At 72.7% G+C, this 11928-nt stretch carries 7 protein-coding genes; all 7 read right to left on the bottom strand.

What is annotated here, in order from left to right:
• Positions 1 to 5412 (bottom strand): type I polyketide synthase (locus E1283_RS21340; protein ID WP_132819720.1); only part of this gene is annotated, 5412 nt, incomplete at its 3' end.
• Positions 5413 to 5626: 214 nt separating this feature from the next.
• Positions 5627 to 6973 (bottom strand): NAD(P)/FAD-dependent oxidoreductase, encoded by a 1347-nt coding sequence (locus E1283_RS21335; protein WP_132819719.1) that lies wholly within the window; start codon positions 6971 to 6973, stop codon positions 5627 to 5629.
• A gap of 8 nt (positions 6974 to 6981) precedes the next feature.
• Positions 6982 to 7266, bottom strand: coding sequence for an acyl carrier protein (locus E1283_RS21330; RefSeq protein WP_132819718.1), 285 nt, complete (start codon positions 7264 to 7266; stop codon positions 6982 to 6984).
• Positions 7267 to 7350: 84 nt separating this feature from the next.
• Positions 7351 to 8835, bottom strand: a complete 1485-nt coding sequence (locus tag E1283_RS21325) for an amino acid adenylation domain-containing protein (RefSeq protein ID WP_132819717.1) — start codon at positions 8833 to 8835, stop codon at positions 7351 to 7353.
• Positions 8832 to 9971, bottom strand: a complete 1140-nt coding sequence (locus tag E1283_RS21320; protein WP_132819716.1) for an acyl-CoA dehydrogenase family protein — start codon at positions 9969 to 9971, stop codon at positions 8832 to 8834. Before E1283_RS21320 ends, E1283_RS21325 begins: the two co-directional genes overlap by 4 nt.
• Before the next feature lie 704 nt (positions 9972 to 10675).
• A complete protein-coding gene (locus E1283_RS21315) occupies positions 10676 to 11104 on the bottom strand; it encodes an ArsR/SmtB family transcription factor (RefSeq protein WP_243744996.1) in 429 nt (142 codons plus the stop codon).
• A 136-nt stretch (positions 11105 to 11240) separates the two neighbouring features.
• On the bottom strand, positions 11241 to 11585 hold the full coding sequence (locus tag E1283_RS21310) for an ArsR/SmtB family transcription factor (RefSeq protein ID WP_243744995.1): 345 nt from the start codon (positions 11583 to 11585) through the stop codon (positions 11241 to 11243).
• Between the last annotated feature and the right edge of the window lie 343 nt (positions 11586 to 11928).

The raw sequence follows: 11928 nt of genomic DNA, 5'->3' as shown, positions 1-11928 counted from the left end.
GGCCAGGGCCGGGCCGGTGGGGGCGCAGCCGGAGACGAACAACTCGGCGGCGCCGAGGGCGAGACGCCACAGCGGGTCCCGCGCCCGGAACGGCGGCGCCCGACGGCTGTCCGGCGGCGGCGGTTCAGCCCCGGTGACGTCCAGGACGGTGTCCAGTCGGGCGGCCGCGATCCGGTCGGCGTATCCCGTCGGTTCCTCCGCGGTGGTCGCGTCGGCCGGCGCGGCGGCGCGGCGGGCCAACTCCTCGGCCGTGGCCGCGGGTTCGCCGTGTTCGACGGGGACGACCGGGATGCGGCCGGGGCGCAGCCCGACGCCGTCCGCCCGACCGGTGAGCAGCCGCAGCGCGTCGGCGATGGTCAGTTGCCCGGCCGCCCAGGCCGCGCTGACCTGTCCGCCGCCCAGCCCGACGGCGCCGTGCGGGGTGACGCCCACACCGGCCCACAGCGTGGTCGTCGCGACGTGGTGGCAGAAGCGGTAGGCCGCGCGCAGTGCGCTCGGCGGCTCCGCGGTGAGGTCGTGCCTCGTCCCGGTGACCGTCTCCAGCATGTCGGCGCAGCTGTCCAGGGCACGTGCGTAGTCGGGTGCGGCGGTCAGCCGCCGCCGCAGCTCGGCGGCCGGCAGTTCGGGGCCGTACCGGAAGGCCACCGTGCGGGGCTCGTCGCCCTCGGCGTGGCCGACGCGCACCTGTGCCGTCTCCTCACCGGCGGCCACCAGGCGCAGCGACGCGGCGAGTTCGGCGGCGTCCTGCCCCACGGCGGCCAGCCGGTGCTCCAGCCACGACCTGCGGTGGGCGGCGGTGAAGACGATGTCGTCCACCTCGTCCGGCGCGGCGCCCAGCCGGTCGGCCATCCGGCCCGCCGCCTGGCGCAGGGCGGTCGGGGTGGCCGCGGTGACGGGCAGGACGTACGGCAGGGAGGCGCGGGTCCCGGCCGGCGCGCTGGCAGTGGTGCGCGGCGCCTGTTCGAGCAGCACGTGCGCGTTGCTGCCGCTGAATCCGAACGCGCTGACGCCGACCCGTGACGGGCGACCGCGATCCGGCCACCGCCGGCGGCTCGTCGCGACCGCGACGGGGATCCGGTCCCAGTCGACGCGGGTCGACAGCCGGTTCAGCGGGTGGGGCGGGATCTCGCCGTGGTGCAGCGACAGGACGGCCTTGAGGAGGCCCGCCACGCCGGCCGCGGCCTCCAGGTGACCGAGGTTGGCCTTGGCCGAGCCGATCAACAGCGGGTTCGAGGCGTCGCGTCCCGGCCCCAGCGACTCGGCCAGCGCACGGACCTCGATCGGGTCACCCAGCGGGGTGCCCGTGCCGTGCGCCTCCACGTAGTCGACCTCGTGCGGGGCCCAGCGGGCCCGGTCGAGCGCCTGCCGGACCACGTCGACCTGGGCGGAGGCGCTGGGCACGGTCATGCCGCCGCTCGCGCCGTCCTGGTTGACCGCGCTGCCGCGCACCACCGCGTAGACCCGGTCACCGTCCCGCCGCGCCGCGGCCAACGGCTTGAGGACGAGCGCCACCGCGCCCTCGCCACGGCCGTAGCCGTCCGCGTCGTCGTCGAAGGACTTGGAGCGGCCGTCGGGCGCCAGCGCGGTGGCCTCGGACATGGACACCGACACGGTCGGGGCGAGGATGGCGTTGGCGCCCCCGACGAGGGCGATCTCGCAGTCCCCGCGGTCCAGGCCCTGGCACGCCAGGTGCAGTGCGGTCAGCGAGGCCGAGCACGCCGTGTCGACGGCGATGCTGGGTCCGCGCAGGCCGAGGAAGTACGACACCCGGCCGGCCGTGGCGGCGAAGGAGGTGCCCGTGCCGTAGTAGTGGTCCACCTGCCGCATGTCGCGGGTGAGCAACTGCTGGTAGTCGGCCGTGTTCAGACCCAGGTAGACGCCGACCGGGCGGCCCTCCAGCGCGCGGGCCGGGTGGCCCGCGTCCTCCAGTGCCTCCCAGGTGACCTCGAGGAGCAGCCGCTGTTGGGGGTCGAGGGAGCTCGCCTCCCGGGGGGAGACGCGGAAGAACTCGGCGTCGAAGCCGGCGACATCGCGCAGGTAGCCGCCGCGGGTGGGAACGTCGGGGCCGGCCTCGGACCAGATCGGGTGGTCCCGGCGGCCCGGTGGCGGCTCCGCGATGGCGTGGCGCCCCTCGGTCAGCAGCGCCCAGTACGCTTCCGGCGAGTCCGCGGCGGGCAGCCGGCACGCCACCCCGATGACCGCGACGCCGCTCTCGGCGGGGTCCGCGACGGCGTCCGGCGGGGTGTCGCGCGCCGGACGCGCGGCGGACGCCCGGTCCGTCGAGGCCGGTGCCCGCTCGGTCGGGACCAGGTCGGCCAGACAGGTGCCGAGTGCCTCGACGGTGGGGCGCTCGAAGACGACGGTCGACGGTAGTGCGAGAGCGAACTCCGCCTCCAGGCGGGCGTGCAACTCCACGGCGGTCAGAGAGTCCATGCCCTGCTCGAACAGGCCGCGGCGGCGCGACAGCGGCTGCCCGGCGGACACGCCGAGCACCGACCGGACCACGGCGTCGACACGCTCCACGACGAGCACGACCGAAGGGTCCGGTCCGCCGCCCGCCGAGGCCGGGCCGCTCGCGGCGGGTTCGCGAGCGGCCTCGCCGGTCGCCGGCGGAGCGCCTCCGGTGCCGTTCCCGGACCCGGGTTCGGCCCGCATCTCGGCGATGACGCGCCCGTCCGCGTCCAGCAGGCTCAACCGCGCGCCGGCGGGCAGCGCCGCGGCACCGTGGAGCCGACCGGTCTGCCGGCCGCGCTCCACGCCGGGCAGCCAGTGCCGCTCGCCGCCCCACGAGGGCGGTGGCAGCCGGCGGTAGCGGCGCGGCCGCCCGGTGACCCGCTCCCAGTCGACCGGCACGCCGGCGACGTGCAGTTGGGCGAGCGTCTGGTGCAGGGCGACCGCACCGCCCTCGGAGCGCCGCAGCGTGTGCAGTACCGGTCCCGGGCGCGGTGCCGCGGCCATGGCCGCGGTCAGCGGGCGAGCGAGGACGGGGTGCCCGCCGATCTCGACCAGCGCGTGGCGGCCGTCGACCAGCAGCCGGTCGATCGCGGGCCCCAGCAGCACCGGCCGCGTCAGGTTGCGTTCCCAGTACGACGCGTCGAGGCGCACCGCGTCGGCCTCCGGGGCGACCGTGGACAGCATGCGCAGCGCGGTCCCTCGCGGTTCGAGGTCGGCGAGTCGCTCCGCGAGCCGCGGGCCGCGGTCGGCGACGACGGGGCTGTGGAAGGCGTAGTCCAGGCCCAGCCGCCTACTGCGCAGCCCCCCGGAGGTGAGGGCGGCTTCCACCGCGTCGAGATCCTCGTGCGGCCCGGCGACGACCACGGTGGACGGGCCGTTGACCGCCGCGATCACGGCCGAGCCGCCCACCTGGCCCAGGACCGCCTCGACGGCGGGCGGATCGGCCTGGACGGCGAGCATCCCGCCGGCACCCGCGGTCTCGTGCAGGAGCTCCCCGCGACGCGCGACCAGCGCCATGGTGTCGGCCAGCGACAGGCCGCCGGCCACGTGCGCGGCGGCGATCTCTCCGACACTGTGCCCGACGACCGCCGACGGCCGCACACCCCGGTGGGCCAGCCACCGGGTCACGGCGATCTGGACGGCCACGATGGCGGGTTGGGCGATGTCGGTGCGGTCAAGCGCCCCGTCCGCTACGCGGCGCAGTTCGTCGACGAGCGACCACGACACCTGGCGGCGCATCAGCTCGTCGCACGCGTCGAGGGTGTCCCGGAAGGTCGGATCGCTCTCGTACAGGTCGGCGGCCATGCCGGACCACTGACTGCCCTGCCCGGAGTACACGAACACCGGCGCCGGAACGTCGTCGGGATCGACCACGCCGGCGTAGCCCCCGTTCGGTGGCTGCCCCGGGTCCCCCAACGCGTCGACCAGCTCGGCCGGTTCGCCCGCCACGGCGGCGTAGCGATGGGCCTCGTGGGTCCGGCGGGTCGCCGCCGAGGCGACCAGGTCGGCCAGGTGGGGCTTCGCCTCCACCACCCGGGCGCGCAGCAGCGACACCTGGTCGGCCAGCCCCACCCCGTGCGACGCCGAGGCGAGCAGCACCCTCGGGCCCGAGGGCGGCTCCGCGGCGGTGGCGTCGTCCGGGACCGCCTCGACGATGACGTGCACGTTGGTGCCGCTGAGCCCGAACGAACTCACCCCGGCCCGGACCGGACGGCCGAGCGCGAGCAGGTCGTGGCCGGCGGTGGGCACCGCGATCCGGCTGTTCTCCCAGTCCACCGCCCTGGTCAACTGGTCGAGGCCGGGCTGCGCCGGCACGTGTGCGGAGTCGACGATCCAGAGGGCCTTCAGGAGTCCGGTGATGCCCGCGGCGGCGTCGGTGTGCCCGTACACGGCCTTGCTCGACCCGACCAGCATCGGGGGCAGCTCCGCCGGGCGGGACTCGTAGGCCTCCGCGAGGGCCAGGAGCTCCACCTGGTCGCCCAGCGGGGTGCCCGTGCCGTGCGCCTCGACGAAGTCCACGGCGTCGGGCCCGAGTCCGGCGTGGCGCAGCGCGGCGCGGTGGAGCTCGATCTGCGCGGCCGCGTTCGGAGCGGTGACGCCCATGCTGCGGCCGTCCTGGTTGACGGCCCAGCCCCGGATGGTGGCGTAGATCTGGTCGCGGTCCGCCACCGCGTCGGACAGCCGCTTCAGCACGACGAAGCCGCAGCCCTCGCCGCGGATCATCCCGTCCGCGGCGGCGTGGAAGGGCCGGCACCGACCGGAGGGCGAGATCGCGCCGATCCGGCTCATGAACACGCTGAGTTCCGGGGCGACCATCAGGTTGACGCCGCCGGCGACGGCGATGTCGCACTCCCCGGATCTCAGGTTTCGGCAGGCCATGCTCACGGCGAAGAGAGCGGACGAGCAGGCCGTGTCCACCGCGGACGCCGGGCCGCGCAGGTCGAAGGCGTGTGCCACGCGGCCGGCGGCGAAGCTGAACGCGGTGCCCGTCGCGTAGTGCGGACCGATCCCCTCCACCCCGAGCGTCTTGCCGTGCAGCAGGGCGTAGTCGTTGGACAGGATGCCGGCGAACACGCCGGTGCGCGTGCCCTCCCACTGCTCGCGGGGCCGCCCGGAGTCGGACATCGCCTCCCAGGCGACCTCCATGATCAGCCGCTGCTGCGGGTCGATGGCGCCCGCCTCGCGCGGCGCGATCCCGAAGTGGGCCGGGTCGAACCGGTCGATGTCGTCGAGGAAGGTCCCCACGTGGGTGAAGGTGGTGCCGGGGCGTCGGCGTTCGGTGTCCCAGAACTCGCGACCCCAGCGGTCGGCCGGCACCTCGCCGACGATGTCGGCGCCGGAGACGAGCATCGCGCCGAACGCGTCGAGGTCACGCACCCCGCCCGGGTACCTGCACCCCACGCCGACGATGGCGATGGGCTCGGCCGTGTGCGGCGGAACGGCTGACTCGGCAACCATGATCTTCTCTCCCTCCACTGGCCACCAACGGGCATGGGTCGGCGGGGCGGCCGCGTGACACGACTCCGGCGGCGCCGGTTCTCCGGCAGGTGGGCCACGGGGGAACCCACCTGCGCGGACGGATGTGCTGAGCTCGTTCGCGAACGGGGGACGCGTCCTCGTCACCGCTGGCGCGGCCGAGGCATCGCGTCGCCCCGTCGCCTCGCGTCGGTCGTCAGAACGACGGCGCCGCGGTGGGGGCGCGCAGGGTCCCGAGGTAGGGGTGCCACAGATGGGTGGGGTCGTTCTCCACGGCCGCCACGGTCTCCTTCATGACGCGCAGCACCTCCGGCTCGCCCTCGTCGAACAGGTCGCCCTGCAACAGGCGGATCACGTCCAGCCGGTGCTCCGGGTCCTGCACGAACGTGGTGAACAGGACGTTCAGCCGGTAGTAGACGGAGATGAACTCGTACCAGTTGCGCACGCCGTTCCGCTGGTTGGCCTCGTAGGTGCGGAACCGCTCCTGCGAGAAGTCCCCCGCCTCGCAGGCGGCGATGATGTCGTGGCTGGCCAGCCGGGCGCTGGCCAGGGCGACGCTGACGCCGCTGGAGAAGATCGGGTCGACGAACCGCGCCGCGTCCCCGATCATCAGGAAGCGGTCCCCGCAGATCTGCCGCATGGCGTAGCTGTAGTCCCCCTCCACCTTGAACGGGCGCACCTGCTCGGCCTTCCGGAGCGCCTCGGCCAGGTCCGGGCGGCTCCCCATGAAGTCCCAGAAGAACGCGTCGCGGTCGGCGTTGGCCTCCGTGAACCGGTGCTTCTGCGTGACCACGCCGACGCTGGTGATCGTGTCGGTGATGGGGATCTGCCACACCCACGTGTCGTTGATGGGCAGGAAGTGGATGTAGATGTAGTCGGTCTTCTCCGGGTTGGAGGTCAACGCCTGGCGGTCCAGACCCTCGAACCACGTGTGGATGGCGTACTGGTCGAACACCGGGTCGGGGACCTTGACCCGCAGCTGCCGCCCGAGCATGGTCTGCCGGCCGGTGGCGTCCACGAACATCCGCCCGGTCACGTTGAACTGCCCGGAGTCGTTGCGGCAGGCGACGGTCACCCGGTCCGGGTCGTCGAAGTCCACGTTCAGCACCCGGGTGCCCTGGGAGACCTTCGCGCCGAGGCTCTCGGCGTGTTCGAGCAGGATCAGGTCGAACCTGCCGCGGTCCACGTGGTACGTGTAGTCGCGGTCGACGCCGGCCTGGTCCCGCTCGCTGAACTCGATCACGGCGGCGCCGAACTCGTGGGCGAGCTTGCTGAACTCGTCGGCCGCGACCTTCCTGGTCTCCTGCGAGGTCCAGGCGGCCCCGTACTTCCGGGGGAACCCGGCCTTGTCGACCTTCTCCATCGCGCCCGTCTCCAACAGCACGCGGGTGGTCGACGGCACCAGTGACTCGCCGACGTGTTCGCGGGGGAAGTGCTCACCCTCGAAGACGGCGACGGACAGTCCCGCCTTGGCCAGATAGGCCGCGGCGGTGGAACCCGCCGGGCCGCCGCCGGCGATGATGATGTCGTAGTCGGTGCTCATGTCGCTCCTCAGTCCCTTCCGGCCACGGTCGCCTGCTGCGGGCGCCCGAGTTCGATGACCATCTGAGTGATGCTGCGAATGTCCCTGAAATTGCCCGCGTTGATCCCCTTGGGCGGCACGGCCACACCGAGCTCGTCCCGAATGAACATGAGCAGCAGGGCGGTGTTCATCGAGTTGAGCACTCCCCACTCCAACAGGGGTGAGGTTTCCTCCAGTTCTCTGTTCAGGTCGCCGTCGAGGAACCTTTCTCGGATATAGCTGCCAATCTTTTCCGATATCTCGTCAGCGGACATGTCGGATTTCCTCTCTGAAGCGCATGCGTGAGGTGTCCTGCGTTATCGGTTGGGTTTTTCGCGAGTGGCTTCCCGCTGGCGCCCTTATGTCGCGGGCACGGTGGGGCCCGCCGCGCGTGCCGCTAGCGCGGACCTGTCGATCTTGCCGTTGCGGGTCCGTGGGAGGTGCGCGACCCGGTGCACCTCGTCGACCACCATGTAGCGGGGCAGCCGCCGCGCGATGTGGCGCTTGAGCGCCAGGACGCCCGGCTCGCGGCCCGGGCGGGGGAGGACGAAGGCCGCCAGACGCGACTCCATCCCGGTTCCGACGACCGTCGCGACCGCCTCCGCGACATCGGGGTGGGTGGCGAGCACCGCCTCCACCTCGCCCAACTCGACCCGGTGACCCCGCACCTTCACCATGTGGTCGCGACGGCCCAGGTACTCGAACGCGCCGTCCGGCAGCACCCGCACCAGGTCGCCGGTGGGGTAGGGGCCGCGGTGCGGTGGGTGCCCCCAGTACCCGAGCATCACCGTCGGGCCGTCGACGAGTAGCTCGCCCTCCTCGCCGGGCTCGGCCACGGATCCGTCGGGCCGCCGCGCCCACACCCGGTCACCGCAGGTTGCCCTGCCGATCGGCACGGGACGGTCCCGGCGCAGGTCCGCCGGCTCGACCTCGTGGAACGTGCAGACGTTGGTCTCCGTCGGGCCGTAGAGGTTGAGCAGCCGCGCCCCCGTCCATCCGGACAACCGGCGGACGTGGTCGACGGCGAACGGTTCGCCGGCGAACAGGATCGCCCGCAGCCCGTCGGGCGCCGGACGTTCGAGCAGTCCGCCGTCGCGCATCATCAGCGTGAGCGCGGAGGGCACCGAGTACCAGACGCTGATCCGCTCTTCGTGGAGGAAGTCCACGAGCTGCCGGGGGGCGTAGGCCAGCTCGTTGGGGACCAGATGGACCGACGCCCCGCTGGCGAACGCCGCGTACAGGTCGAGAACGGAGAGGTCGAAGGTGAGGGGGGCGTGGTTGGCGAACCGGTCGGCCGGCGTGGCCCGCAGCTCGGCGACGGCCCAGTCGACGAACGCGGTGGCGTTGCCGTGGCTGACGCGGACGCCCTTCGGCTTCCCGGTCGAGCCCGAGGTGTAGAGGATGTAGGCCAGGGCGTCGGCGGTGACGGCCTCGTCGACGGGCGCCGCCGGAGGTGCGAACTCCGCGGCCAGGTCCAGGACGTGGGTACCGGAGGGAAGGGCGTCGGACAGTCGCGGAACGGCCTCGGCACCGGTCACGACGGCGCGCGCCGCGCAGTCACGGACCATGGCCGCCACCCGTGCTGCGGGAACGGCCCGGTCGGCGGGCACGTAGGCGGCCCCCAACCGCAGCACGGCCTGCATCGCGGCCACCAGCTCGGGGGACTTGTCCGCCCACAGCACCACGCGGTCGCCCCGGCCGACGCCCCGTGCGCGTAAGCCGCTGGCCAGGGCGTTGGCGCGGTCGTCCAGAGCCCGGTAGGTGAGCGAACCGGACGGGCCGACGACCGCCGGGCGATCGGGGGCTGTCGCCGCGGCGTCGACGACGAACCGGTGCAGCGTCACAGCCCGACCTCCCGGGCGATGATCTCCCGCTGGATCTCGCTGGTGCCGGAGAAGATCGTGGTGGGCACCGCGTCGCGGAGCTGCCGCTCGACATCGTTCGCGGACAGGTATCCGGCGCCGCCGAACACCTGCACCGCGTCGAGGCTGTTGGCCACGGCGGCCTCGGACACCGCCAGCTTCGCCAGGGAGATCGCCGCGAGGTGGTCGCGGTCGTTGTCGAGCAGCCAGCAGCCGCGGTAGAGGAGCAGGCGGCTGCTTTCGAGCCGCTGCTTCATCGCCGCGACGCGGTGCGACACCGCCTGGAACTCGCCGATGGGGCGACCGAACTGCCGGCGCCGGCGGGCGTGGTCGACGCACGCGGCCAACTGGTGTTCCATCACGCCCAGGTAGGCGGCGAGCAGGCACGCGCGTTCCCACGTCATCGAGTGCTGGAAGACGGCACCGCCCTGGCCCTCCTCGCCCAGCCGGTAGGCCGCCGGCACCCGGCAGTCCTGGAAGCTCACCCGCGCCGCGGGGCAGCTGCTCAGACCCATCTTCGCCATCGGCTCCCCGACATCGACCCCTGGCAGGTCGCGGCGGACCGCGAACGCGGTCACGCCGAGGAAACCCGCTCTTGGGTCGGTGACCGCGTACGTGACGATGACGTCGGCGGCGGGGGCGTTGCTGGCGAACGACTTCTCGCCGTTCAGGACGTACCCACCGTCGACCTGACGGGCGGTCACGGCCAGTCGGCCCACGTCGGAACCCGCGTCGTCCTCGGTCATCGCGTTCGCGGCGATCACCTCGCCGCTCGCCATGCCGGAGACCAACCTGTCGCGCACTCCCCCGGAGGCGAAGTCCCGAACGGGGACCGCGCAGGCCAGCAGATGAGCGCAGACCGCGAAGACCAGCCCCGTGTCGCGACAGCCGCGCCCGAACGCCTCGAGCGATAAGGCGGTGTCCAACGCGCCGAGCCCGCCGCCGCCGTGTTCCGAGGGCAGGCACAGACCGGTCAAGCCGAGTGACGCGGCGGTTTTCCACTGCTGACGCGTGAAGTGTCCATTCGATTCGGAAGGCGCGTCGTTGAGTTGGTCGCGGGTGGCGGACAGGATCTCGTCATACCGCCGCTGTTGAGCGGCAGTGAAGTCAAAGTCCACAATTCCCCCTTAAATTGCGGAATGCCTGCCGCGCGGCCGGAGCACCGGACGGGTCGGCAGACGACCCGTATTCCGGGCAGGTCGAAACCGGCTCCGGACCGTACTCGGCGTTGGATGTCGGCATCCCCCGTGAAACGGCGTTGACTTGGTCGTCGACGGGCGGGCGCACGACCCGTCGAATGACACCGTCGGCACCCGGTTGGTCTCATCCGGATTCAACGATGTCGCCGTTGATCTCTGCTGTCATCGGCAAACTTAAGACGCTTCCGTCTGGGCCGTCAAGGACCGTGCGCCCTGGATAACATCGTCCCATCCCGCTAGCATCGGCCCGTGATGGTGATGCGGGGGTGATGGTCTGCGGTTTCGTGGGTGTGTCCGCGGTGATCGACGCGGATCGATGAGCCCGGCGCGCCGATCGTGGTCGGCGAGGCACGCGGAACGACCTCGCCGCACCTGCGGCGGGGCCCGTGGTGGCCCTCTCGTCCATGGGAAGGGCCGGCCCCGGGCGCGCCCGGGGGGCGTTCAGATCGTGGTCGTGTCCGTCGCGGTGCGGCCCGGCCCACCGGATACGTGCGCGGGCGCCGTCATCGGAACGGGAGTCGCCGGGGCGGCGATCGCCTCCGGCCGCGAGGCGATCTCAGCTGCGCCGGGGCCGAACACCCGCATGGGCTCGGGGCTCTTGTCGCCTGCCCCGGCCACGCTCGTCAGTCGTCTTGGCCCCGGGTCCCGTCGCCGGCCGACGGCCGTTCCCGTCGTCCGGCGGTCGCCTTCTCCTGCTTCGAGGCCGTGGCCCCGTAGTTCGGGCACAGGGCCACCGCGTTGTCGGTGGCCTCGAGCAGCGTCTCCGCGGACGCGAGCACGTCGAGCAGTTCGGGACGGGTGAGCGAGTAGAACATCTGCCGCCCCTCGGGGCGCGCCGTGATCAGACCGCAGTCACGCAGACAAGCCAAGTGGGCCGACACGGAGGACTGCGCCATGTCCAACGCCGTGGTCAGATCCACGACCCGGGCCTCCCCGACAGCCAGCCGCTGCAGGATCACCAGGCGGGTCGGGTCGGACAGGCCTCGAAACAACGCCACTGCGGGCGCGAGCTGCTCCCGGAACCCGGGCGCGGCCCCACTCATTATCGGCATAGGTCAATGATAGCGACATCCATGCTCAGTCGGAACGAGATGCCCTGCGGCTCGGAGCATCACCGGTCGTGGGAGCGTGCCGGCGACGACGCGGCGCGGAACCGATCTCCCGCCACCACTCCGGTGCCCCGGCTCGTCATCCCGCGTCCCTGCGTGCCGCCCACGGGGTGTCCTCCCCCGGCGACGCGCTGATCCCGTAGTTCGGAGAGAGGGCCGTGACTTCCCCCGTGGTGGCGAGCAGTTGCTCCGCGCTGTTGAGGAGATCTATCAACTCCGGCCGAGCCAGGTGGTAGAACGAGGCGCGCCCCGCGGCGCGGGAGTCCACGAGCCCGCAACCGCGCAAGCACGACAGGTGTGCGGAGATCGTGGACTGGGCCAGGCCCAACGTTGCGACGAGATCGGTCACCCGCGCTTCCCCGCAGGTCAGACGTTGCAGGATCGCCAGCCGAGTGGTGTCTCCCAGCGAGCGGAACAGGGCCACCGCCGGAGCCAGGGTCTCGTCGTCCGGGCAATCCGCGTACAGCTCCGCATCGTCCGATGTCGTATAGGTGATGATAGCTCCTCATGTGCTGACATGTCACAGTCGTGAGATGGGTCACGTGCTCACGGGCAGGGGGGAGAAGGCGGCGCGAGCAACTCGGCCGGCAGGTCCAGCCGTCAGGGGCGGAGGGAGGCTCGATCGACCATCAGCTCTGCCCGGGTAGCCGCCGCGCACGCCGCGGCATGCCGACTCGCCGGGGGAATCTCGCCACGCCCCTCCAGCCGCCCGCGCCGATCCGGGGCGCGATGGCCTAGGTCCGGCTCACGCAGAGCAGGGCCAGTTC

Source organism: Streptomyces hainanensis, from assembly GCF_004348415.1.
GTDB classification, from domain to species: domain Bacteria; phylum Actinomycetota; class Actinomycetes; order Streptomycetales; family Streptomycetaceae; genus Streptomyces; species Streptomyces hainanensis.
This window is presented reverse-complemented; position numbering and strand designations above follow the sequence as displayed.

Excerpts from the sequence above, each read along its gene's own strand:
- E1283_RS21335 (WP_132819719.1), bottom strand. The coding sequence starts at position 6,973 with ATGAGCACCGACTACGACATCATCATCGCCGGCGGCGGCCCGGCGGGT.
- E1283_RS21330 (WP_132819718.1), bottom strand. The coding sequence starts at position 7,266 with ATGTCCGCTGACGAGATATCGGAAAAGATTGGCAGCTATATCCGAGAA.
- E1283_RS21315 (WP_243744996.1), bottom strand. The coding sequence starts at position 11,104 with ATGCCGATAATGAGTGGGGCCGCGCCCGGGTTCCGGGAGCAGCTCGCG.